This is a genomic window from Neoaquamicrobium sediminum (assembly GCF_040970315.1).
Taxonomy (GTDB): Bacteria; Pseudomonadota; Alphaproteobacteria; order Rhizobiales; family Rhizobiaceae; genus Aerobium; species Aerobium sediminum.
Map to the genome: position 1 here is coordinate 445,682 of NZ_JAZHFV010000003.1, position 24,049 is coordinate 469,730.

The following is a 24,049-nucleotide window of genomic DNA, read 5'->3' on the forward strand; positions in this document are numbered from 1 at the left end:
CTTTGCGTGGCTCAATCGGCTGCCGGAGCGGAAACCGCCACTGACGGGGGCAGGCCCGGTTTGCCCGCCTCTGCGGGATTGCGGCGTACATAGGCCGCCTTCAGGCTTTCGGACGTCTCGCGAGAGCCGTCATGGCTCCAGCCGGGCGGCTGGAAAAGATAGCCGAGCCGCTGGCGGACTGTCAGACCGGGTGACAGCGCATCCCTGAACATGCCGATCCATTCGTGGAACGCCACCTTCAGCGGGTTGAATGTGCCGATATTCTTGACAATGCCGTAGCGCGGGCGGTCTTCCTCGAGTTCCTCGACAAAAGTGCCGAACATGCGGTCCCAGATGATGAGCGTCCCGGCATAGTTCGCGTCGAGGTAGCGCGGGTTGGTGGCATGGTGCACGCGGTGGTGCGACGGCGTGTTGAAAACCAGTTCGATCGGCTTCCACATCTTGCCGATCGTCTCGGTGTGGATCCAGAACTGCCAGACGAGATTGAAGCCGAACACAAAGGCGATGACGGCCGGGTGGAAACCCAGCAGCACCAGCGGCGCCTGCAGCACGAACATGCCGGTAAAGAGCCCGGTCCACGACTGCCGCAGCGCCGTCGACAAATTGTAGTGCTGGCTGGAGTGGTGGTTGACGTGTTCCGCCCACACCCAGCGCACGCGATGCGCGATGCGGTGATACCAGTAATAGCGCAGGTCATCGAGCAGGAAGGCGACAACGAACACCCAAACCGATAGGCCGAGGTCGAAGAACCGGAACTGCCACAGCCACAGCAATGCGGTGTAGGAGACGATGCCGAGCAGGAGGCCCGAAACGACATTACCGGTGCCCATCAGCAGGCTGGTCAGCGTGTCGCGCGTTTCGAACTCGCCACGCGCGCGCCCGGTGCGCACAAGCCACAGCTCGATGAGGATGGCGGCGACGAAAAAGGGTATCGCAAGCTGCGTGACCGCCGGAAACTGGTATTCGTTCATCGGTCCTTCTCCCAAAGCGCGGCCTTACGCAGCGCGGCGAACGCGGACTCAACCGCCCTCGCCTCCTCCACATCGTCGAAGGCCAGGACACCGCCTCGCCATGTGAAGTCGCGCAATCGCACCCTCACGATAGCGTCGTTCGCGCGCGGCGTGCCGACAAGATCGTCGGCGGTCACCAGTCGTGTTAGAAATTTACCGCCCAGCGCGTGGACGATCCCGATCCGGCCGCCATTCAGGCCGAGGATCGCAGCGCACCGATCCTTGGTCAGCCAGACGGACGCAGGAACGAGATCGGGAAAATCCTCTGCAAAGCGCTTTCGCGCCGCTTCTTGGCCGTCCAGTTGCGCCCGAGCGCTGCCGCCGGTCAGGTGCACGGCAATCACGACGGCCGCGATGCCGGCAACGACGATGATGACGAGCAGCGTCAGGCTCATCCTGTGCATTCCCTCCCGGAGCCCGGCTCCACGCAGAATGCTAGCTTGGCGAGCGACACGACGTCAAAGAGGGAATTACCACCTATCCCCAACCGCGCATCGCGCGGCGCAGCAGCGTCCAATGGCGGCGCAACGCCGAAATGTCCGCCGGCTGCGTGGCCGCTTCATCACCGAGCGCGGCCACCCGATCGAGATAGGCTGGCGCCAGCGTGGCAGGCAGGAAGGCCGGCCGCAGCGCGGATGGCATGCCCCTCGCCTCCGCTTCAAATTGCGCCGCATGCTCGCGGCCGAGCGCAACCATCGCCGCAATCGCGCGCGCGGTCCCAGCCCGGTCGCTGCCGGCGAGGAAATCCTCGCGGCTTGTTCCGGCTGCAGCCAGAACATCCGCAGGCAGGTAACATTGTCCGCGCGACCGATGCAGCGGCAGCAGCCGCAACAACCCGGCAATCCCCTGAGCGCAGCCGGCATGGCCGGCGGCCGAGGCGAAACCGGCAGCAGCCTCTGGCGCAAGCACCAACCCCGCAAGCTGAATGAGGGCCGAGGCCGTCTCGCCGCAATAACCTTCGAGGTCCGTGCGGCTGGGCATCGGATCGTCGTAAAGATCGAAGACGCGCGCTTCGAGATAGCGGTCGAAGGCATCCAGCGGCAGGCTGTGTCGGGCGATGACGTCCGAGAGCGCCGAGGCGAGCGGATGGCCGGCCGTCGCTTGCGCACCGCCTGCAAGCGCGTCGCGCCACCACTGGATGCGGATTTCGCCCGGCAGCGGCTCGTGGATACGGTCGCGGATGCCGGCGATCTCTGCATTGAAGCCGTAGATAACGGCCAGCGCAGCGCGCTTGTCGGCAGCCGCGTAGAGCGTCGACAGGTAGCGATCGGGGTCGCCCTGCCTAAGCGCTGAAAGGTCCGCGTCGGTATTCTCGCCCGTCATCTCAATCGACGGCGATCAGCGCGGCTGCGACCCGCCTGTCTTCGGCAAGAAGAACATTGTAGGTCCGCACGGCCGACCCCGTCGACATCGGATCGGCGTGGATACCCGCCTCGCGCAGCGTTGCTTTCAAAGCGGCCGGCAATGGCCGCATCTCGATGCCGGTGCCGACGAGCAGGATGTCGATCTCCGCTGCCTGCTCGACGACGGCCTTGAAATCGTCCTCGCCAAGACCCGACGCATCGTCCGGCTCCCAGCCATGGATGCCCGACGGCAGGCACAGGATGGAGCCCCGATGCGACATCTCGGCAAAGCGGAAGCCGCCATTCCCATAGGCTTCGATCGACGCACGCCCGGGATAGTGGGCGTCGCGGATGATGATGCCGCTGCTCATTCCGCCCGGCTCAGGCCTTCGTCGGCGTGGCAGTGGCGTCTGCCTTGGGTGCTTCGGCCTCCGACCCGAAGATGTCCGGGCGCAGCTTGAACAGGATCAGCATCGGCCCCGCCACGAACACCGAGGAGTAGGTGCCGATGATGATGCCGAAGATCATGGCCAGCGTGAAGGAGGAGATGACCTCGCCACCGAAGAGATACAGAGCAATCAGCGCCAGCAGCGTCGTCACGCCGGTCATGACCGTACGCGACAACGTCTGGTTCACCGTCAGGTCGATCAGCTCGGCGATCGGCATCTTCTTGTATTTTCGCAGATTCTCACGGATTCGGTCGTACACGACAACCGTATCGTTGATCGAATAGCCGACCACCGTCAGAACCGCCGCGATACTGGTCAGGTTGAACTCCAGCCCCAGCACGACGTAGAAGCCCACAACCATGATGACGTCGTGGATCGTCGTCACAACGGCGCCGATGGCGAACTGCCATTCGAACCGCAGCCATATATAGACCAGCATCGCGATCAGCGAGATGACGACGGCGATCGTGCCGGCGCGCGCCAGTTCCTGCGAGACCGTCGGTCCCACCACCTCGACACGGCGGAAGTCGTAGTCGTTCTGGAGCTCATCCTGGACGAGCTGGATCGCCGACTGTTCCGCCGTATCGCCGCCGCCCTGGGTGCCAATGCGGATAAGCAGTTCGCGCGGCGTGCCGAATTCCTGCACCTGGACTTCACCGAGGTTCAGCGTTTCCAGCCGCCCGCGAACGTCACTGACATCGGCCGCTTCGGCTTTCGCCTGAACTTCGATCATCGAACCGCCGCGGAAGTCGATGCCATAATTCATGCTGACGGTGAAGAAGAGCACGATCGCCAGCACCGACAGTATGGTCGATGCGGCAAAGCTGAAGTTCCGGAGGAACATGAACCGGAACTTGGTGACTTCCGGAATGAAGGAGATGAGCCCCTTCGGCAGGTCCTTGGGCTTGCGCGTGCGAATCCAGAAAGCGACCATCCAGCGGGTCACCACGAAGGCGGTGAAGACCGTGGTGATGATACCGATGCCTAGCGTCACGGCGAAGCCGCGCACCGGTCCGGTTCCGACATAGAACATGATCGCAGCGGCAATAAAGGTCGTCACGTTGGCATCGACGATCGTCGATACCGCCTGCCGGAACCCCGCATCCATGGATTGGATCAGGGAACGCCCGTTCGCCCGCTCCTCGCGCACGCGTTCGAAGATGATGATGTTGGCATCGACCGCCATACCCATCGTCAGCACGATGCCGGCGATACCGGGCATCGTCAGCGTCGCTCCGAGCGCCGACAGTATGGCGATGATCATCACCATGTTCGCAATCAGCGCGAGATTGGCGATGACGCCGAGCGTGCTGTAGCCGAACGTCATGAAGCCGAGCACCAGAACGGCCGCGATGATCGCCGCGATTTGGCCCGCCTCGATCGAGTCGGCGCCGAGGCTCGGTCCGACCGTACGCTCCTCGATGATGTTCAGGTCCACCGGCAGCGCACCGGCGCGCAGCAGCACCGCGAGGTCGTTAGCGGTCTGCACCGTGAAATTGCCGGAAATCTGCCCCGAGCCGCCGAGGATGGGCTCGCGAATCTGCGGCGCCGAGATCACCTGGTCATCCAGGATGATGGCGAACAGCCGGCCGACGTTCTGCTGTGTGGCCTGCCCGAAGCGCGTCGCACCCTGATTGTCGAAGCGGAACGACACGACCGGCTCATTGGTGCGCTGGTCGAAGCTCGTCTGCGCATCGACCAGGTTTTCACCCGACACGATCACCCGGCTCTCGATGATGTAGGGAACCGGCGGATCGTCGGTCGAATACATCACCTTGGTGCCCGCAGGCGGCCGCCCCTGCACGGCTTCTGCCGCGGGCATCGACTGGTCCACCATCTGGAAGGTCAGCTTGGCCGTCTGGCCGAGAATGTCCTTCAGGCGCTGCGGGTCGTCGAGACCGGGCACCTGCACCAAAATACGGTCGTTACCCTGCTGCTGGATGATGGGTTCGGTCGTGCCGAGCTCGTTGACGCGCCGGTTGACCACCTCGACCGACTGCGAGAGCGCGGTCGACAGGCGGTAATCGATACCCTCATCCGTGAGCGTGAACCGCAGAAGGCCGGGTTCCGGCTCCTCCAGTGCCAGCTCGGTCACGCTGCCCGCGCCGAAGAGGCCGGACGAAACCGGCTCTATCAGGCTCGCCACCGCCTGCTTGGCAGCATCGATCTGGTCCGCGTCGCGCACCCGCACCTGAACGCTGCGCCCGGCACTGGACAGCCCCGTATAGCCGATGCGCCCGTCGCGCAGCGCGATGCGCACATCGTCCCGCGCTGTCTCCAGCCGGTCGGCGATCATGTCGTCCCGGTCGATCTGCAGCAGGATATGCGAACCGCCCTGCAGGTCGAGGCCAAGCGTGAGCTGGCGCTTCGGCAGCCAGTCGGGCATCGAGGCAAGTGTCGACTGCGGGATCACGTTCGGCGCGGCGGCAACGAATGCGATGAGCACGGTCAGCCAGATCGCAATCGTCTTCCAGCGCGAGAAATAGAGCATCAGGTTACGTCCAGGTCAGACGGAAAAAGAACCGCTTCCGTCCCGAATACGGTTATTTCTTGGCGTTCTGGTTGGCGACGGGTTCGCCCTTAACGCGCACGTCGGCGATGGTGGAGCGCAGCGCCGTCACCTTGTTGCCGCCGCCCAGGTCGATCTCGAGCTCGTTGTCGTCGATCACCTTGGTCACCTTGCCGATGAGGCCGCCGCCGGTCACCACCGTATCGCCGCGCCGCACGGCCGCCAGCATTTCGCCGCGCCGCTTCATCTGCTGGCGCTGAGGCCTGATGATGAGGAAATACATGATGACGAAGATGAGGACGAACGGCAAAATGCTTATGAAAACATCGGGGCCGCCGCCCATCGCCTGGGCGTATGCCGGGGTAACGAACATGGTCAAACTCCTGAGACAAATGCGCGAAGGGACCGGCGAGCCGGCCCCCGTGAAGCTGGCCGGAATATAATCGCTGGCTGCGCCAATGCAACTGTAACCGCCCGGCCCTGCATGGCTTTTCCCCCCATGACGCCCGTGCTAGGCGATGTCGATGACCGCATAGCATGAAAAGACAGCAGAAATGACCGATAAACTGCCTGAAACGCTTGAACAAAAGCTCGATCGCCTCATTGAAGCCGTTTCCCGGCTAAGCCCTCGCGAACCGGCCGCGACAGATCTGACGGTGGCCGATTGCTTCGTCTGGTCTGCCGAGCGCAGCCTGCTGGAACCCGTGCCGCATGTGAATCGCGTCGAGATCGAGCTGATCCGCGGCATCGACCGTGTGCGCGACATCCTGATCGACAACACGCGCCGTTTCGCCGACGGCCTGTCGGCCAACAATGCGCTTCTGTGGGGCGCGCGCGGCATGGGCAAGTCGTCGCTCGTCAAGGCGGCCCATGCGACGATCAACCGCGACCGCGCCGAGGGCGAAGCCCCCCTGAAACTGATCGAGATCCACCGTGAGGATATCGACACGCTGCCGCGACTGATGAGCATCCTCAAGGTCGCCCCGTTCCGTTTCATCCTGTTTTGCGATGACCTATCGTTCGACCACGACGATACGTCTTACAAGTCGCTGAAGGCTGCCCTGGAAGGCGGGGTCGAGGGCCGGCCCACCAACGTCATCTTTTATGCGACCTCGAACCGCCGCCACCTGCTGCCGCGCGACATGATCGAGAACGAGCGCTCGACGGCGATCAATCCGGCCGAGGCGGTCGAGGAAAAGGTCTCGCTCTCCGATCGTTTCGGCCTCTGGCTCGGCTTCCACAAATGCTCGCAGGACGATTATCTGGCGATGATCGATGGCTATGTGCGCCACTACGGTCTCGAGGTCGATCCGGAAGAACTGCGCCGCGACGCGCTCGAATGGGCCACCACGCGCGGCAGCCGCTCGGGTCGCGTCGCCTGGCAGTTCACCCAGGACCTTGCAGGCCGGCTCGGCAAACGGCTGGACTAGCGGCGAGCTCCAAACAAACGCCCGCCTCGTGAGGCGGGCGTAAGCGAACGGTCCGGACTGGAGACGAAACGGACCGCGTCGTCTCGCGAGTTCTATTCGAGATAGCCGGCCGGATCGACCGGTGCGGAGTCCTTGCGCACCTCGAAGTGCAGCTTCGGTGTATCCGCTGAACCGCTCATGCCGGCCTTGGCGATCTCCTCGCCCCTGCGCACCTTCTGGCCACGCTGGACGTTGATCTCGCTGGCATGGCCGTAAACGGTCACCAGGCCGTTTTCGTGACGCACCAGCACGGTATTGCCGAATTCTTTCAGCCCGTCGCCGGCATAGATGACGACGCCGTTCTCGGCGGCGCGCACCGAGGTGCCCGTCGGCACGGCAATGTCGATGCCGTCGTTCTTCTTGCCACCCGAAGAACCGCCGAACCCTGAGATGACACGACCCCGCGCCGGCCAGCGCATGCGCGAGATACCGGTGGCATCGGGCGCGCTTTCCGGGTTCAGCGAGGCCTGCTGGATGACTTTTTCCGCCGGCTGCGCCTGCTTGGGCGGCGTGTAGGCCGCCACCGGCTCGGGCGCGGATGGCTTGACGGTGCCGGTCGTGGTCTGGTCCGTACGCTGCGCGACCTGGACCGGAGCGCCGGCTGCCGGGATCGTCAACGTCTGGCCGATGCGGATCAGGCCGCTGGAGAGGCCGTTGGCCTGTTTCAGCGCCTCGGCACTAACACCGGTTCGCCGCGCGATCGCATTGAGCGTATCGCCGGACGCGACGGTATAGCTGCGGCCGTTCGCGGCGCCACGCTGCGTGTCGTTGGCCGCTGTCTGCGTACCCGGCTGCTCTTCCTTGAGCTTGGGCTGCTGCGGCAACACCGCCAGCCGCTCGGCTGGCGCCTTGCCGGGAACCGGGACGCGATCGTTCGGCACGTCGAAACGGCTTCCCGTCGAGGACCGGGCATCCGCCACATTGCTGTTGGCGTCTGGCGCGCTGACCGGCGCCTTCGCCGAATGGACATAGGTGGGGATGATAACCTGCTGGCCTGCGGCAAGCGCGTCGGCGCTCGAAAGCCCGTTCGCCTTCAAGATCGCATCGACAGGCACGCCGAAGCGGCGCGAGAGGTTATAGACCGTTTCGCCCTGGCGGACAGGCACCTGCGTGCCCCCTGCCCGTGACCAGCCACCCTCGTTGTCGCGCGACGCGATCTCGGGCTGGCGTGGAGCAGCCGGAACCGGCTGGGCAGCCTGCACGACCGGAGGCTGGACGGCTGGCGCAGCCGGTTGCGGCGCCGGTGCGGTACTGCCGGTCGCGGTCGTGTCGAGGCTCGCCCGCTGGACGACCGGCTGCGGAGCGGGGGTTGCAGGAGCGGCATAAGTCGGCTGTTGCTGCTGCCAGGTGCTATGCATCGGCGTGGCCGCGACCTGCGCGGCACCGCTGCGAACGTCCCCATCCGGACGCGGCGCCCTGCCGAAGCGATTCAGAATCCCGCTGCCGCGCCGTGCCGGCGCTATCGAGGCGGTCGTTGTCTGATCGAGCTGCGCCGTGTCGCCAGGATAGGGCTGGTTGACCGGCGCGATCTGCTGCTGGCGAGCCGAACCCGTGAGGATCGAATCCTGAAAACGGCTGACGTCGGAGCTGCAGCCCGCAGCCGTGCCGCCGATGAGAAGCACCGCGGCGCCGCGCGCCAGGGTGCGCCGATATGTGCCTGAAACTCCGATACGCATCAAACCAACCCGCGCTACTCGATACCAAAGACAGGCTTGATTAAAGCGCGTTAATGTTACTGGTCGGTTAAACCGAATACGGCAAATTTCAGGTCGCGCGGTATTTGCAACTTAAAGTGCGGCGGCCACACCCGTCGCCATTGGCTGCAGCCGCACCTGGGCAACTTCCGTCCGCTCGAAGCGGCTGCCGAGCTTGGCGAGCTTTTCCATCACTTGAACGCCCTCGGCCGGGCCGATTGCGGCGACCATGATTCCGCCTGTCGAAAGCTGGTCGACAAAGCCGCGCGGCAGTTCCTCATAGGCAGCCCACGCGATGATGCGATCGAACGGCCCTTCGGCAGGCGCGCCGTTGGCCGCGTCGGCCTGCCGCGCCAGCACGTTGGAGATGCCCAGCGCCTCGTGGCGCTGACGCGCGAGCTGCACCAGCGTCTTGAACCGGTCGAGCGTGAGCACGCGTGCCGAAAGCCGCGCCATCACCGCGGCCGTGAAGCCGGAGCCGGTACCGATCTCGAGCACCCGGCAGCCGGGCTGCAGGTCGAGTGCTGCAAGCGCGCGCATCTGCAGGTCGATCCCCTCGATCGCCTCGCCGCATTCGATCGGCACCATGCGTTCGGACCACGCATCGGCCCGCCATTGCGCCGGCACGAAACTGGCGCGCGGGGTTGCCTCGAAGGCGGCGATCAGGCCCCGGTCTGTAAAGCCGGCAGCGCGCATGCGCAGCAGGAAGGCGGCAAACTTCTCGCGTTCCGCCTCGTCCATGCCCGTCACCCGGCCTTTGCCAATGCGTTGGTGATCTGGTCCTTCACGGCATAGGCCGTCAGGTCCATGTGCAGCGGCGTCACGGAAATCTGGTCGGCCCGAAGTGCCGCGAGATCGGTGCCGTCCCGCACCTCGCCCGGCTCACGCCCGAAACGCAGCCAGAAATACGGAAAGCCGCGGCCGTCCTTGCGCTCGTCGAGCCAAAGCCCGTGAACGAGCTTGCCCTGGCTCGTGACGGTCACGCCCTTCACGTCGTCGGGCCCGCAATTGGGGAAATTCAGGTTGAGGAAGACGTTTTCGGGCAGAGACAGCCCCATCAGCTTCTTGAGCACAGCCGGCGCGTGATGCTCGGTCGTCTCCCACCGCACCGTGCGGCCTTCTTCCGTCACCGAATAACCCTGGCTCAGGGCGATCGAGCGGATGCCGAGCAGCGTGCCCTCCATCGCGCCCGCGATCGTGCCGGAATAGGTGACGTCGTCGGCGACGTTGGAGCCGGAGTTGACGCCCGACAAAATCAGGTCCGGCGGTTCCGGCATCAGCTTGCGCACGCCCATGATGACGCAGTCGGTCGGCGTGCCGCGCACCGCATAGTGCTTGTCGCGCACCTTGCGCATGCGCAGCGGCTCCGACAGCGACAGCGAATGCGCAAAGCCCGACTGGTCGGTCTCCGGCGCCACGACCCACACCTCGTCGGTGAACTGCCTTGCGATCCGCTCCAGCACCTGGAGCCCCTCGGCATGGATGCCGTCGTCATTCGTCAGAAGGATACGCATCGTCAGGCAGCCTCGATCTTCTCGATGCCACCCATATAGGGCCGCAATGCTTCCGGAATGCTAATCGAGCCGTCCTCGTTCTGGTAATTTTCCATGACGGCGATCAGCGCGCGGCCGACCGCGACGCCCGAGCCGTTGAGCGTGTGCACGAATGCAGCCCCCTTGCCCTCGGTGGGGCGGTAGCGGGCGTTCATGCGCCGCGCCTGGAAATCGCCGCAGACCGAGCAGGACGAGATTTCGCGATAGCTGTTCTGGCCGGGCAGCCACACCTCAATGTCGTACGTCTTGCGCGCCCCGAAGCCCATGTCGCCGGTGCACAGCACCACGGTGCGGAACGGCAGGCCGAGGCGCTTCAACACCGTCTCGGCGCATTCCGTCATCCGCTCATGCTCGGCAATCGAGCTTTCCTGGTCCGTGATCGAGACCATCTCGACCTTGTAGAACTGGTGCTGGCGCAGCATGCCGCGCGTATCGCGTCCCGCCGAGCCGGCCTCTGAACGGAAACACGGCGTCAGCGCGGTATAGCGCAACGGCAGCTTGTCCGTCGCCACGATCTCCTCACGCACGAGGTTGGTCAGCGAAACCTCGGCGGTCGGGATGAGCCCGAGCCGGCCGTCGCCATGCTTTACGAAAAACAGGTCGTCCTCGAACTTCGGCAACTGGTTGGTGCCGAACAGCACCTCGTCGCGGACCAGCAGCGGCGGCTGCACCTCGGTGTAGCCATGCTCGGTCACGTGCAGGTCGAGCATGAACTGGCCGAGGGCGCGTTCCAGCCGCGCGAGCTGGCCCGAAAGCACCGTGAAGCGCGATCCGGAAAGCTTTGCCGCGCGCTCGAAATCCATCTGGCCGAGCGCCTCGCCGAGCTCGAAATGCTCCTTCGACGAGTTCGAGCGCTTCGGTTCGCCCACCCGGCGCACTTCGACATTGTCGGCCTCATCCTTGCCGACCGGCACGTCGTCGAGCGGGAGGTTGGGAATGACCGCGAGCGCGTCGGCGAGCGCCTTGTCGAGCTCGCGCTCGGTCGCCTCGCCCGACTGAATGAATTCCTTGATCCCGGCGACTTCTGCCTTGAGTTCTTCGGCGCGCGCCGAGTCTCCCGCCCGCATCGCGTTGCCGATTTCCTTGGAGGCGGCATTGCGGCGTTCCTGCTTCTCCTGCAGCGCCACGAGGTGCGCCCGCCGCGCCTCGTCCCTGGCGATCAGATCGTCGACCACCGATCGCGCGGCCTCGCCGGACTGCCCGCGCTTCTCCAGCGCCTGGGCAAGGGCCTGCGGGTTTTCGCGAATCCATCTGATGTCGAGCATGGTGTGGCAACGTCCTCGGTGAGCCATGAAAGGCGTCCGAGGGGGTAAACCGCAATTGGATTCGAAGCAAGCGTCAAGCGGCGGGCAGCGCCCGCGCCGGTCACTCAGCCGGGTTCGGCTCGCCCGACTCGTCCTCGTTCGCCTTGCGCTTCGCCTCTTCCCGCGCCCTCGTCCTCTCGATGCGCTTCACCAGCCAGATCGAGATCTCGTAGAGAATGATTGTCGGTAGCGCGAGGCCGATCTGGCTGACCGGATCGGGCGGCGTCAGCACGGCCGCCACCACGAAGGCGATGACGATCGCCCATTTGCGCTTGTCGACCAGCGTCGCGGCCGAGATCAGTCCCACGCGCGCCATCAGCGTCGTGACCACCGGAAGCTGGAACACCAGCCCGAAGGCCAGGATCAGCGTCATGATCAGGCCGAGATATTCGGAAACGCGCGGCAGCAGCGAGATCTGGATTTCCTGGTCGGGGCCCACCTGCTGCATCGACAGGAAGAACCACATCACCATCGGCGTGAAGAAGAAGTAGACGAGCGCCGCGCCGATCAGGAACAGGATCGGCGAGGCCACCAGGAACGGCAGGAACGCCATGCGCTCGTTGCGATAGAGCCCCGGTGCCACGAACCTGTAGAGCTGCGTGGCGATCAGCGGGAAAGCGATGATCAGCCCGCCGAACATGCCGAGCTTGATCTGCGTGAAGAAGAATTCCTGCGGCGCGGTATAGATCAGGTCGACCTTGGACGCATCGAGCCCCGCCCATTCGGTCGCCCACTGGAAGGGCAGAACCAGCAGGTTGAACAGCCCCTTGGCGAAATAGAAGCAGATCAGGAAAGCGATGAAGAACCCGCCCAGCGACCACATGAGCCGCGAGCGCAGTTCGATGAGATGCTCGAGCAGCGGCGCCGAGGACTTGTCGATCTCGTCATCTTCAGGGGTGGTCATGCTGCGTTTCCGCCGCTCTTGGGCTTGGTTGCCTTCTTCGGAGCTGCGGTCGCTTTCGCAGATGAAGCAGCAGGCTTCTTGGCCGCGGTCGTCTTGGCTGAGGGTTTGGCTGCCGCCTGCTTGGGTGCCGCAGCCTTCTTGGTGGCCGGCGCGGCTGCGCCGTTGGCCTTCGCAGGCGCCTTGGGCGACGGCTTCGTTGCGGCTGCCGCCTCGCCGGGCATGGCGGTCGCGCCCGTCTTTAACGGCTCGGCGGCCTTCGCCTCGGCTGGTGCGGGCTCCGCCGCGGCGGGCTTGGTCGGCTTCATCGCCGCATCGAGGCCGGATCGCACGTCCTGCGCCGCCTTTTCCATCGGCGAGAGCGCCTTCCTGATCTCGTTCTTCGGATTGAGCGCGCGCATGTCGTCGGCGACCGACTTCAGATCGTCGAGTTCGGCCTCCTTGAGGGCCTCGTCGAACTGTTTGCGGAAATCGCCGGCCATGACACGCAGCTTGGCCGTCGTCCGGCCAAAGGTGCGCAGCATCTTGGGCAAGTCCTTGGGCCCGACGACCACGATCAATACGACCGCGATCACCAGCATTTCGGGCCAGCCGATGTCAAACATCGTTCGTCAACTCCGCGACGGGAAGGGCTGCGGCGCGCGGTAGCGCGTCAGGACGTCTTGCCGGCCTTTTCCTTGGCGGACGCGACCGTCTCGTCGGAACGGTGCTCGACCGTCTTGGCGGAATCCGCCTCGTCGTCGTCGGACATGCCCTTCTTGAAGCTCTTGATGCCCTTGGCCATGTCGCCCATCAGTTCCGGAATCTTGCCACGGCCGAACAGCAGCAGCACCACGACCAGAACGATCAGCCAGTGCCAGATAGAGAAGGTACCCATTAATTCGCTCTCTTTTCGAATGTTTCCCTCAGCCGCCTCGCCGCGGCCTCAGGGTTGATTTATGCGCTTTCGCTCGTTCTTTCAAACACAAGCACATCGGCTTTCCTCACCGTGAGCCAAATTTCACGCTCCGGGCTGGACAAAGCGCCGCACCTGATCCGCGCCCGCAGCGGGCGATCGGCGCCGGGAACAGCAAGTTCAAGCAGTTCCACGACACCCAGAAACCGGCGCGACACGATCCGTGCCGGTATCTCGCCGCCAGTCGCCGAAACATCGAAAGCAGACAGCCGGAACGCAACCGATGCCTCTGTGCCGTCGGCCAGTCCCGAAGCCTCGAACCGGCCCAGCGGCGTATCGACGGCACCGTCGGCCACCCTGCCCTCGAAGACGTTGATCTCCGAGAAGAAGCCGGCGGCAAACAGGCTGGCCGGCCGGTTGTAAAGCTCTTCGGCCGTGCCGAGTTGGACCAGTCGTCCATCCTTCAGGAGCGCGATGCGGTCGCCCATTCGCATCGCCTCTTCTGCATCATGCGTCACGACTATGGCGGTTGCGCGACTTTGGCGCAGGATCGCAAGCGTCTCGGCGCGCACGGAATCCTTCAGCCGTGAATCGAGGCCTGAAAACGGCTCGTCCATCAAAAGTACGGCCGGACGCGGGGCAATGGCGCGCGCCAGCGCCACGCGCTGCTGCTCGCCGCCGGAAAGCACGTGCGGATAGGCGTTCGCATAGTCCTGCAAGCCGACACGGCCAAGCGAAATCATCGCTTCCCGTTTTGCTTCCTCGCGCGAAAGAGCCGTCAGCCCGAAGCGCACATTCTCCAGGATCGTCAGATGGGGAAAGAGCGCGAAATCCTGGAAGACGAGGCCGATGGACCGCTGCTCCGGCGGCAGGAACACATTGGGGCCGGCAATCTCCTGGTCGTTGAGATAGACGCTGCCACGCGTCTGGGTCTCGATGCCGGCAGCAATCCGCAGCAGCGTCGTCTTGCCCGAACCCGACGGCCCGAGCAGGCACAGCACCTCGCCGGGTTCCGCCGCAAGCGACACATCATGCAGCGTGGCAGCAGATGGCGAGAACGCGTGGCTGATCCGGTCGAACGCAAGGCGCGCGGCGAATGAAACGCCTGCCGTCACCCTTGTCGCCGCTACCGCCATCACCGATCTTCCCTTGCCGCCAGCATCCCCTTAGCGTTTCGGGACGGCTGGCAGCAACTCGCACGAAAAAATGCCGCGCAACCGATCGGCTGCGCGGGAAAGCATGTAAGCCATGTTCCACCGGTTTGAAAGAGTCAGTCGTCCGTAACGCGCGGCGTCAGCAGACCCAGCTCCTCGAGGTCTATATCCGTCAGCGGATCCTCGTCGTCGGTGAGCGCGTCAGGATCGGCCGCGGGCTGCGGCACGGCGAAGTTCGACGGCATCCGGGCAGAGAGGAGGCCCGCCCCCTTGAGCTCGTCCATGCCCGGCAGATCCCGGATTTCCTCCAGCCCGAAATGGTCGAGGAAACTTTCGGCTGTGCCGTATGTGACCGGGCGTCCGGGTGTGCGCCGCCGCCCGCGCATGCGCACCCAACCGGTTTCCAGCAACAGATCGAGCGTGCCCTTGGAGGTTTCCACGCCGCGGATTTCCTCGATTTCCGCGCGCGTCACCGGCTGGTGGTAGGCGATGATCGCGAGAACTTCGAGCGCGGCGCGCGATAGCTTCTTCTGCTGCACCGCGTCGCGGCTCATCAGGAATGCGAGATCGCCCGCAGTCCGGAACGCCCATGCGTCCCCGACCCGCACGAGATTGACGCCGCGCCTTTCATATTGCCTGCGCACTTCTTCCATCACGGCGGGCACGTCGGTGCCTTCAGGCAGGCGCGCCGCAAGCGCCTTGTGCGACACCGGCTCGGCAGACGCGAAGACGATCGCTTCAGCCATGCGCACGGCCTCGGCCAGATGCAGGCCACCGGCCGGATTGTCCATGTCCGCCTCGTCTCCGGTCTCGGGCGCGAATGGAATGACGTTGGCGCCTCTCTCAGTCATGGATCACCTCTCCGGGTGCCGGCTCGGCCGCAGCTTTGGCCCGCCCGCGCAGGAACAGCGGCGCGAAAGGCGCATCCTGCCGAACCTCGATTGCGCCCTCGCGCACCAGTTCGAGGCTGGCCGCGAAGGAGCTGGCAATCGCCGTCGCCCGCTCTTCCGGCGTTGTCATGTAGCGGATCAGGAACGTGTCGAGCGAGGTCCAGTCGCGGATTTCGCCGACAAGGCGGGTCAGGATCTCGCGGGCTTCCTTGAGAGACCACACGCCCCGCTTTGCGATGCGCACATTGGTGATCGCCTGCCGCTGGCGCTGCGCCGCGTAGGCCGTCAGCAGGTCGTAGAGCGAGGCCGTGTATTCGTTGCGCTTGTCGATGATCACCGTTTCCGGCATGCCGCGCGCGAAGACGTCGCGGCCGAGCCGGTTGCGGTTGACGAGACGCGCCGCCGCGTCACGCATCGCCTCCAGCCGCTTGAGCCGGAACTGAAGCACCGCCGCAAGTTCCTCGCCGCTCTCGCCGTCGTCGCCCGGCTGCTTGGGGATCAGCAGCTTCGATTTGAGGAAGGCCAGCCACGCGGCCATCACCAGATAATCGGCGGCAAGCTCCAGCCGCAGCCGCCGCGCGCTTTCGACGAAGGCGATGTACTGCTCGACCAGCGCCAGCACCGAAATGCGGGCAAGGTCCACCTTCTGGTTGCGCGCCAGGTGCAAGAGCAGATCGAGCGGCCCCTCAAAACCGTCGACGTCGACCACAAGCGCCGGCTCGGAGACCCCACGGCTCTCCTCGCCATCGGCCCAGAGCCGCTCCATCGGCGTGGCCTTTTTGTCTGCGCTCGCGCTCAAATCGGTTTCCTATGCCACCGCCTCGAACCAGGCGGCGAATTCCTCTCTGAAGGCCGCTTCGGCCTGGTCGTCCCGTCTGCCCAGGCCCGTCAGCGCCCGGTCGGCACGCGCCAGCGCCTCGCCCGAAAGCGCAGGAACGCGCCCCACAACGGCGCGCATCTCGTCCATAACGCCGTTGCAGTGAAGAACGACATCGCAGCCCGCTGCAACAATTCCAGCCGTGCGATGCGCGAAATCCCCAGAAAGCGCGTTCATGGAGACGTCATCGCTCATCAGCAGCCCCTCGAAGCCGATTTCCCCACGGATGATATCTTCAACGACCTTGGCCGACGTGGTGGCCGGATTGTCGGGATCGATGGCGGTGTAGACGACGTGCGCCGTCATCGCCATTGGAGCGTCTCTCAGCGCCTTGAATGGGGCGAAGTCATGGGCGCGCAGTTCATCGAGCGAAGCATCCACGGTCGGCAGGTTGTGATGGCTGTCGGCGAAGGCGCGGCCATGGCCCGGCATGTGCTTGATCACCGGCAGCACGCCGCCGGCCTGCAAACCCGCCATTGCCTCGCGGCCCATCTCGGTGACGGTCTCCGGGTCCTTGCCGTAGGCGCGGCTGCCGATCACGTCGTGTGCACCCTCGACCGGAACATCCAGCACCGGTAGGCAGTCGGCGTTCAGACCGCATTTCAGCAGGTCGAACGCATGCAGGCGCGACATCAGCCATGCCGCCCGCAATCCGGCCTCTCGGTTGCTCTTGTAGAGCGCGCCCAGCGCCGAACCAGACGGATAGGCCGGCGCCAGCGGTGGCCGCAGGCGCTGAACGCGCCCGCCTTCCTGGTCGACGAAGACCGGCGCATCCGGCCGGCCGACGCAGTCGCGCATCGCGGCGGTCAGGTCGCGCATCTGCTCGACCTCGGCGACGTTGCGGGCAAAGACGATAAACCCCCACGGACGCTCGTCGCGGTAGAAGGCTTTCTCGTCGGCGGTGAGCGTCGTGCCCGACGCCCCAAGGATCATTGCTTTTGATTCGCTCATGCGCGGAATCATAGCCGCTCGCGGGCCTCAGCGCACCTTGGCGAAGGCGTCGAGCGCAGCACGCAACATCGCAAAGGATTCCGGGCCGCCATGGCCTTCGCTCTCCACGATATGCAGCCGGCTCGCCGGCCATGAACGATGCAGCCGCCATGCGATTATCGCTGGCCCGCTGATGTCGCGGCGACCGTGGATCAGCATCGCCGGAATATGACCGATGTCGGCAATGCGAGACACGATCTCGTCGCCATTTCGCAGAAACCCGTCATTCGCCCAGTAGTGCGTGACGAGCGTCGCGAAGGCTAGTCCCCGCGCCTCGTCGAAGCGGCTTTCAATTGGTGTCCAGTTCGGGTCGAGCGAGATGTGCACCGATTCCCAGGCATTCCAGGCGCGCGCTGCCGCCTGTCGTTCGTGCGGCTCGCCGGTCGCCAGCCGCCGCGCATAGGCTTCCACGATCCTTTCGCCGGCCGTCCTTCCAGATTCTGCCTCCAACCGCAGCCAGGCTTCCGGGAAAACCCGGCCCATACCCTCGGTGAGCCAGTCGACCTCTTCGCGACTGGTGGTCGTCACCGCAACCAGCGCAAGTTCCGTCACCCGGTCCGGATGCGCCAGGGCGTAGGCGAGCGCGAGCGTCGTGCCCCACGAGACGCCGGAAACAAGCCACCGGGCGACGCCAAGATGCCCCCTCACCGCTTCGATGTCCTCAATGAGTGCCTGAGTGGTATTTGCCTGCAGGCTTTCTGGCGCCTCGTTGACTGAGGGGCGGCTGCGGCCGCAACCGCGCTGGTCGATACCGATCAGAAAATAACGTTCGAGATCGAAGTGGCTGCGGTAGCTGCCGGAACGAAGACCACTGCCGGGGCCGCCATGGAGATAGAGGGCGGGCTTGCCGCGAGGATTGCCCGACGTCTCCCAATAGATTTCGGCTCCATCCCGCATTCGCAGCAGGCCGGAATCCAACGGCTCCCTGGAAGGTTCCTTCGTCATACCCGCTTGATATAGCGCCGGGCGGCACGGTCAATCGCCCAGAGGCGCCCGACCGGGCGGCGGCCAACCGCCGCCCGGCTCGTATCACCGTTGCGCCTTGCCACGCCGCGTCAGCCCGCCGATGGCAGCAAGCGTCACGATCGCCATCGCGGCCGCATAGCCGATCAGCGGCCATGCCGTATCGCCATCAAGGACGAGCACAAACACCGTCCCCACCACGCCGACGATCAGGCTCTGGATGCAGAAATGCAGCGCCACGGCCGTTCCCGCAACGTCGGAGAATTCCTGCAGCGCGCCGTTCGCCGTCACCGCGGTGGTAACGACTATGCCCACGGCCACGAGCCACATCGGCAGAATGAACGCGACGAAGGACGGCTCCAGCCACAGCTGGCCTGCCAGCAGCATTGCCGCACCGACGAGCAACAGGATCATGCCGCGAGCCACGCTTCCCGGAATGCCCCAGCGAGCGACGAAGCTCTTGGCAAACCGGGTCGTCACGATCATCGCCAGCGCCACGGTGGCGAAGGCGAGGCTGAATTGCAGCTCGCTCATGCCCGCACCGGCCATCAGCACACGCGGCGCCGTGGAGAAGAACACGAAGAACGTGCCCATCGCCGTGCCAAATGCGCAGGTATAGGCCCAGAAGGCAGGGCTGCGCAGGATCGGCAGGAAACCGCTCCCGCCTGAGCCCGCCCGCTGTATCGGCCGGGTCTCGTGCCAGGTCGGCAATGCGATCGCCAGCATGGCAACGGCCGGCAATCCCAGCGCCACGAAGATGCCGCGCCAGCCGAAACCGCCGGCGATCAATGCCCCGGCAATAGGCGCGAGCGCAGGAACGAACGCCAGCATCGCGTTCATCAGGCTATAGATGACCGTGCTTTCCGGCCGTTCGGCATAGACGTCGCGGATCGTCGCGAACAGCGCGACCAGCATCGCCGACGCGCCGATCGCCTGCGCGAGCCTCAGCGCCAGGAATGGCCACGCCGTTTCCGTCCACGCCAGGGCGAAGGACGCGCCGGCAAACAGCAGCGCCCCGCACATCAGCACAGGGCGGCGGCCGATCCGGTCCGATAGCGGCCCGAATAGCAGTTGGCCCACGCCGAGCACGATCATGTAAAGCGTCAGCGTAAGCTGGATGACGCCCGGCGTGGTGCCTAGGATGCCGGGCATCGACGGAACCACCGGCAGGTAGATGTCCATGCCAAGCGATGCGAGCAGGTTGAAGGGAGCCAGCAGCGCACGCGCCACCGGCAGGCTGTAGGTCCACAGCCGGGGTTGTTGGATAGGCATATCGAAAATCCGCACGAATGAATGAGATTCGGCGGCGATCTGCGTCGCTAAAGAAAGGTTGGGATCGAACAGAACGCCGCAACAACAAGAAGGCTGTTGCGGCTTACCGGTCTGCTTTTTTCGAACCCATGGCGACTACTCGGCTGTCGTGTCGGCGAATGAATGGCTGGCTCATACCAGCAGCCGTCAATGACCGCAAGGCAAGCGCCAAGGTCCAGCTAGCGCGCCAGCGCTCGCACGAACCGCTCCAGATGGTCACGCACGAAAAGGTCGACCGCCCCGTCCGGCGAGAACCCCCACAGCAGCAGCGCCCCCTGCCACTGCGCGACCATCAGCCGTCCGACGCCCTCAGGCGCGCCGGGTGTCGCCGCGAAACATTGGTCGAGTGCCGCCACAAGTGTCTCAACCCACGCGGCGCCGCGCGCGCGCAGCTCCGGATCGCGCAGATCCTCCCGCAATATCCGCAGGTTGTCGGCGTAGGTGTCGATGTCGCCGTAACTTCCGGACAGCTTTTGAAGCAGCAGCACCGCCCCTTGCGGCGAGCGCTCGGCCTCTTCCGCGAAACGCCTCGTGCGTTCCTCCAGCCCCTGCCACGCGTGAACCAGGGCGGCATGCACCAGCATCTGCTTGGTGCCGAACCGCTGCACCAGGGTCGCGCCGGAAAGCCCGCTGCGTTCGGCCACCGATGCGAATGTCACGCCTTCCGCGCCACGCTCCTGCATCAGCACATGAACATGGTTGAAAATCGCCTCGTCGGGCATCTTCCGGGGTCTTGCCATGCTGCCTTCACGTTAGTAAACGAATGTTTGTTTATAAATAATCGAACCGCGCGGAGCAACCTGCCGCGACTGATGAATGAGGAAATCACGATGAAACTGCAAGGCAAAGTCGCTTTGGTAGCCGGCGCCACCCGCGGTGCCGGACGCGGCATCGCAGCCGAACTCGGTGCGGCCGGCGCGACCGTCTATGTGACTGGACGCACAACGCGCACCCGGCAGTCGGAATATCGCCGGCCCGAGACGATCGAGGAAACGGCCGAGCTGGTCGATACGCTGGGTGGCCACGGCATCGCCGTGCCGGTCGATCACCTGGAGTCGGACCAGGTGGCCGCGCTTGTGTCTCGCATCCGTGCCGAACACGGCCGTCTGGACGTGCTCGTCAACGATGTCTGGGGCGGCGAACTGTTCGTGGAATGGGACACGCCCGTCTGGAAACACGACCTCGAGAAGGGACTGCGCATGCTGCGTCTGGCGATCGACACGCACCTGATCACAGCGCACCACGCCCTGCCCCTGCTGATCGAACGGCCCGGCGGGTTGCTGGTCGAGGTCACCGACGGCACTGCCGATTACAACGCCGACCACTACCGCATTTCGCCCTTCTACGATCTCGCCAAGGTGGCCATCAACCGGCTGGGCTGGGCGCACGCGAAGGACCTCGCGCCGCACGGCGCAACCGCAGTTTCGCTCACGCCCGGCTGGCTGCGCTCGGAAATGATGCTGGAGCATTATGGGGTCTCGGAGGAGAACTGGCACGACGCCACGGCGAAGGAGCCAGATTTCGCGATCTCCGAAACACCACGCTATGTCGGCCGCGCCGTCGCGGCCCTCGCTGCCGACCCCGAGCGGGCCCGCTGGAACGGCCAGTCGCTCTCCAGCGGCCAGCTCGCGCAGGTCTACGGCTTCACCGATCTCGATGGGTCGCAACCGGACGCATGGCGCTACATCACCGAAGTGCGCGAAGCCGGAAAGCCCTCGGATACAACCGGCTACAGGTAGAGCCCATAAAAAAACCGCCGCGCTTTGAGGCGCGGCGGCTTTATATTTCGCGGCTGAGGATCACGCGTCAGCGCGAGACGAAGCAGCTTCCGCCGGCCGCCTTGTAGCGGGTGCAGAGCTGGATCGCCTCGTCGCGCGTGTTGGCCGGAATGCGAACCCGGTAATAGGTGCCGAGGCCATCGATGTCGGCGCGCACGATGTTCACGCCCCTGCCCTCCAGCACGTTGCCGTAACGACGCGCAAGATCCTGGTAGGTAGCCTGCGCGCCCTCGGCGGTCGGCTGCGAGGCGATCTGCATCGACCACGCGCTGGCCCCTGCCGCGGGTGCTGCAGCGGCCGGCGCAGAGACTGGCGTTGCCGCGGGCGTCTGCGTTGCAGGCTGCTGAACCACCGGCTGCTGCGGTGCGGCCGCTGCGGTTTGCTGCGGTTCGCGGCGCTGCGAAGGCACGACCGAAACGGTAGCAGGTGTCTCGACCGACGGCCCTTCATCCTGGGCGTCTGCGCCTGCTGGCGCCAGCGGCTGCGCATCGCCAACGGTGGCGGCGGCCAGATTGGTCTGCTCGGGCTGCGCCGGCGTCGGATCCTCGCGCGGCACCATGGTGCCATCCGAGCGAACGACCATAGTGCGAACGCGGCGCGGCGCGACAGCCAGCACGTCGTTGCTGGCTCCAACGCCTTCTGCCTCGGCCACCGGTTCGATGCGATCGTCTGCCTTCGGTGCGGCTGCGGCAACGTTCTGCTCGCCCGCGGCGGTGTCGTTTCCTGCGGCCGTCGGCTCTTCGACAGCTTCGCCTATCGCGGACGGGAGCGCTGCCTGCTGCTCGCTGCCGGCCTCGATATTGACCGGTTCCTCGGAGGTGCTGATAAGCCGCTCCTGCTCCGGCGCCGCGTCCGAGGCGCCGCCTGTGACGCGCTGATAGACCTCGTTGTCCTGGTTAGGCACGGTCGTACCGCCGGGATTTTCCGGCCGCACCTTCATCGGATCGTCGCCGGCGCGCACGATAGCCGGCTCATCGGAGCCACCGCCGAAAAGCGACATCGCGAAGACACCAACGCCGCCAACCACGGCCACGCCCGCAACGACCGCTGCAATCATCAGGTTGCGGTTGCGCGGATAGGTCCGGGCAACCGGCTCGTCCTCGTAGGAGGACATGGCGATCGCCTGTTCGAGATCGGTCTCGTAGTTGAAATCGTCGTCCGCGAACCCGTTATCCGTCTGCCACTGCCCTTCGCCGACAGCGTAGGCATCGGCCGATGGCTGCTGGTGATCATGGGAGGCTTGCGCAGCCGATGCCGAGGAGGCAGCCGTCGCTGCATAGGCAGCGGCTCCGGTGGCCGCGGCTGCAACACCCCACTCGGGTGCGCTCGACGGCTGGGCTGCCGGCGCGGGCTCGTCCATGGACATGTCGCCGAACGCCTGCGCGATCTCGCCCTCGAGATCGTCGTAGAGACCGTTCGAAGGCGCCGGTGCGCCATAATCGGGTTCTGGAATGTCGAGATCGTCGACCATGGCCTGAGCGGACTCGGCAACGTCGATGGTCTCGATGTCCGGCGCGGCACTGGCCGCCGCCGCTGCCCCTGGAGCAGCCGGGCTGAACGTCCGTTCAGGCTGCCATGTGGCAAGCGCCTCGACGCCGCTGGCCTCGGGCTGCTGCTGCATTTCCGGCTGGCTTTCGGGTTCCTTGATTTCGGGCTCGGAATCGAGACCGAATATCTCGGCGAAGGTATCTTCGAGCGGCGTGTCCGCCTCGGCCTCAAAAGGCGCTTCCTCGGCCTCGTAGGTCTCGGCGGTCAGCGTCTCGGCAGCCGGCGCTTCAGCAGGCTCGGCAGCCGGCGCAGTCTCGCGCATCGCCGCGAAGTTCGAGCGGCCAAATGTGCTGACGGCAGGCTTCCAGTCGTCGACTGGCGCTACAGCCACGGGCGCAACGATCGGTTGCGGCTCCTCATGCGCCGCTTCAGGCTGCGCTGAGCCCTCGCCAAGCAATGCACTCAGCTCGTCTTCAAGGCTGAGTTCTGCGGCAACACTCTCTTCGGGTGCGGGTTCCGTCTCATCTGCGGGCGCGAAAAAGACCGGCCCGAATGACTCCTCGCTGGAAGTCGCTTCAGGCTCGCTTTCGGCAAACGGCTCGGGCTGCCAGTCGTCGGCGGCGGGGTCGATCGCGCGTGACGGCGCGATGGCAGGCTCGACGGCAGCGGCGAGCTCCTGCTCCAGCATGCCGAAATCCATATCAACCTCGGCCATGCCGTCGTCGCCCTGGGCGGACGCTGGCGAGGATTCCTCCGCCCCGAAATCGACAGGCTCTTCCGTACGCGTAGCTTCGGCGGCGTTGTAAGCACCCCCCTCGTAGGTTTCTGCCTCGAAGGCCTCCGGCTCTTCGGAAGGAGCTTCGAAACGGGCGTCCTCGCCAACCAGTTCGCGCTCGAGCGACATCTCGAAGTCGTCTTGCACAGGTACCGAGCTGGTGGCGGCAACCGCCTCCGGCTCCGACGCCATCTCGACGGCATCGTCCTCAACCATCTCCGGCTCGGGATCGAAGGCGTGCACCTCGTCCTCGACGAAGGCTTCTGCCGCCATATCGAAATCGATGGAGGCGTCGGCGGCTTCGACCGGCTGGGACTCGCTATGGTGCTGCGCCGGCTGATACTCGTCCTCGGCCTCGGCAGCATGCTGCCACTCCGGCTCCGAGGCCTGCGCCTCGGGCTCTTCGCTTTTCGGCTCGTCGAATTCCCTGAAATCGAGATCGCCCATCAGCTCTTTTTCAAGATCGAGGTCGAGGTCGAAATCGTCCTGTGCAACGGGCTTGGCGGACTCGGGCGCTCTTGGGGCCTGCCCCATGATGCGCGTCAATTCCGCGAAGGGATCGTTGTCCGAAAATTCCGTAAAATCCGAGCGCCTGCTCTGGTTTGTGTCTGCCATGCTTTTTCCCGCACTCATACTGGGTCGGACGCCGGCGACGTCACTTGGGGTTGGCCCTACCAGCGCATTGTGGGTAAAAGG

Annotated in this window: 23 protein-coding genes; 2 read left to right on the forward strand and 21 right to left on the reverse strand. The window is 65.1% G+C overall.

The features are described 5' to 3' along the window. Positions 1-11 precede the first annotated feature (11 nt). The 6 genes from V1479_RS12755 to yajC all read right to left on the reverse strand — a co-directional run bounded on the left by V1479_RS12755 (position 12) and on the right by yajC (position 5,684). The gene (locus V1479_RS12755; protein WP_368803218.1) at positions 12-971 is read right to left on the reverse strand and encodes a sterol desaturase family protein; all 960 of its coding nucleotides are present in this window, start codon (positions 969-971) and stop codon (positions 12-14) included. Then, positions 968-1,405 carry a hypothetical protein gene (locus V1479_RS12760; RefSeq protein WP_173191775.1) on the reverse strand — a complete coding sequence of 146 codons (438 nt, stop codon included), beginning with the start codon at positions 1,403-1,405 and terminating at the stop codon, positions 968-970. Before V1479_RS12760 ends, V1479_RS12755 begins: the two co-directional genes overlap by 4 nt. Before the next feature lie 82 nt (positions 1,406-1,487). Next, a complete protein-coding gene (locus V1479_RS12765) occupies positions 1,488-2,333 on the reverse strand; it encodes a phytoene/squalene synthase family protein (RefSeq protein ID WP_368803219.1) in 846 nt (281 codons plus the stop codon). Between the two features lies 1 nt (position 2,334). Then, positions 2,335-2,724 (reverse strand): Mth938-like domain-containing protein, encoded by a 390-nt coding sequence (locus tag V1479_RS12770; RefSeq protein WP_368803220.1) that lies wholly within the window; start codon positions 2,722-2,724, stop codon positions 2,335-2,337. 10 nt (positions 2,725-2,734) lie between these two features. Continuing rightward, a complete protein-coding gene (secDF, locus tag V1479_RS12775; protein WP_173191779.1) occupies positions 2,735-5,293 on the reverse strand; it encodes a protein translocase subunit SecDF in 2,559 nt (852 codons plus the stop codon). A gap of 52 nt (positions 5,294-5,345) precedes the next feature. Beyond that, positions 5,346-5,684, reverse strand: a complete 339-nt coding sequence (gene yajC, locus V1479_RS12780; RefSeq protein ID WP_173191781.1) for a preprotein translocase subunit YajC — start codon at positions 5,682-5,684, stop codon at positions 5,346-5,348. A 181-nt stretch (positions 5,685-5,865) separates the two neighbouring features. Between yajC and V1479_RS12785 the strand changes: the two genes are divergently transcribed. Beyond that, entirely contained in the window at positions 5,866-6,741 is an 876-nt protein-coding gene (locus V1479_RS12785; protein ID WP_368803222.1) for an ATP-binding protein, read from the forward strand. A gap of 92 nt (positions 6,742-6,833) precedes the next feature. Here V1479_RS12785 and V1479_RS12790 read toward each other — a convergent pair whose 3' ends face one another. The 14 genes from V1479_RS12790 to V1479_RS12855 form a co-directional block, all read right to left on the reverse strand. Next, positions 6,834-8,456: a peptidoglycan DD-metalloendopeptidase family protein gene (locus tag V1479_RS12790; RefSeq protein ID WP_368803223.1), complete on the reverse strand. Its 1,623-nt coding sequence runs from the start codon at positions 8,454-8,456 to the stop codon at positions 6,834-6,836. A gap of 111 nt (positions 8,457-8,567) precedes the next feature. Beyond that, positions 8,568-9,215: a protein-L-isoaspartate(D-aspartate) O-methyltransferase gene (locus tag V1479_RS12795; RefSeq protein ID WP_173191786.1), complete on the reverse strand. Its 648-nt coding sequence runs from the start codon at positions 9,213-9,215 to the stop codon at positions 8,568-8,570. 5 nt (positions 9,216-9,220) lie between these two features. Further along, complete coding sequence (gene surE, locus V1479_RS12800; protein ID WP_173191788.1) at positions 9,221-9,988, reverse strand: 5'/3'-nucleotidase SurE; 768 nt, start codon at positions 9,986-9,988, stop codon at positions 9,221-9,223. Between the two features lie 2 nt (positions 9,989-9,990). Then, the gene (gene serS / locus V1479_RS12805) at positions 9,991-11,292 is read right to left on the reverse strand and encodes a serine--tRNA ligase (protein WP_368803224.1); all 1,302 of its coding nucleotides are present in this window, start codon (positions 11,290-11,292) and stop codon (positions 9,991-9,993) included. 100 nt (positions 11,293-11,392) lie between these two features. Further along, positions 11,393-12,235 carry a twin-arginine translocase subunit TatC gene (tatC, locus tag V1479_RS12810; RefSeq protein ID WP_173191792.1) on the reverse strand — a complete coding sequence of 281 codons (843 nt, stop codon included), beginning with the start codon at positions 12,233-12,235 and terminating at the stop codon, positions 11,393-11,395. Next, the gene (gene tatB / locus V1479_RS12815) at positions 12,232-12,837 is read right to left on the reverse strand and encodes a Sec-independent protein translocase protein TatB (protein ID WP_368803225.1); all 606 of its coding nucleotides are present in this window, start codon (positions 12,835-12,837) and stop codon (positions 12,232-12,234) included. The genes tatC and tatB overlap by 4 nt, the downstream gene beginning before the upstream one ends. Positions 12,838-12,884: 47 nt before the next feature. Then, a complete protein-coding gene (locus V1479_RS12820; protein ID WP_173191796.1) occupies positions 12,885-13,109 on the reverse strand; it encodes a twin-arginine translocase TatA/TatE family subunit in 225 nt (74 codons plus the stop codon). A 59-nt stretch (positions 13,110-13,168) separates the two neighbouring features. Beyond that, positions 13,169-14,263: an ABC transporter ATP-binding protein gene (locus V1479_RS12825; RefSeq protein ID WP_368803226.1), complete on the reverse strand. Its 1,095-nt coding sequence runs from the start codon at positions 14,261-14,263 to the stop codon at positions 13,169-13,171. A 134-nt stretch (positions 14,264-14,397) separates the two neighbouring features. Then, positions 14,398-15,132, reverse strand: a complete 735-nt coding sequence (gene scpB, locus V1479_RS12830) for an SMC-Scp complex subunit ScpB (protein ID WP_368803227.1) — start codon at positions 15,130-15,132, stop codon at positions 14,398-14,400. Then, positions 15,125-15,937 (reverse strand): segregation and condensation protein A, encoded by an 813-nt coding sequence (locus V1479_RS12835; RefSeq protein ID WP_368803292.1) that lies wholly within the window; start codon positions 15,935-15,937, stop codon positions 15,125-15,127. Before V1479_RS12835 ends, scpB begins: the two co-directional genes overlap by 8 nt. A 42-nt stretch (positions 15,938-15,979) precedes the next feature. Further along, a complete protein-coding gene (gene nagZ / locus V1479_RS12840) occupies positions 15,980-16,999 on the reverse strand; it encodes a beta-N-acetylhexosaminidase (protein ID WP_368803228.1) in 1,020 nt (339 codons plus the stop codon). A 27-nt stretch (positions 17,000-17,026) separates the two neighbouring features. Further along, positions 17,027-17,983 carry a prolyl aminopeptidase gene (gene pip / locus V1479_RS12845; RefSeq protein ID WP_368803229.1) on the reverse strand — a complete coding sequence of 319 codons (957 nt, stop codon included), beginning with the start codon at positions 17,981-17,983 and terminating at the stop codon, positions 17,027-17,029. An 84-nt stretch (positions 17,984-18,067) separates the two neighbouring features. Beyond that, complete coding sequence (gene cml, locus V1479_RS12850; protein WP_368803230.1) at positions 18,068-19,273, reverse strand: CmlA/FloR family chloramphenicol efflux MFS transporter; 1,206 nt, start codon at positions 19,271-19,273, stop codon at positions 18,068-18,070. A 218-nt stretch (positions 19,274-19,491) separates the two neighbouring features. Then, entirely contained in the window at positions 19,492-20,052 is a 561-nt protein-coding gene (locus tag V1479_RS12855; RefSeq protein ID WP_368803231.1) for a TetR/AcrR family transcriptional regulator, read from the reverse strand. Positions 20,053-20,142: 90 nt separating this feature from the next. Here V1479_RS12855 and V1479_RS12860 point away from each other — a divergent pair, with 90 nt between their 5' ends. Continuing rightward, positions 20,143-21,051 (forward strand): SDR family oxidoreductase, encoded by a 909-nt coding sequence (locus tag V1479_RS12860; RefSeq protein ID WP_368803232.1) that lies wholly within the window; start codon positions 20,143-20,145, stop codon positions 21,049-21,051. A 67-nt stretch (positions 21,052-21,118) separates the two neighbouring features. On the opposite strand, the gene V1479_RS12865 is transcribed toward V1479_RS12860, so the two are convergent. Next, the gene (locus V1479_RS12865; protein ID WP_368803233.1) at positions 21,119-23,968 is read right to left on the reverse strand and encodes an SPOR domain-containing protein; all 2,850 of its coding nucleotides are present in this window, start codon (positions 23,966-23,968) and stop codon (positions 21,119-21,121) included. Positions 23,969-24,049 lie beyond the last annotated feature (81 nt).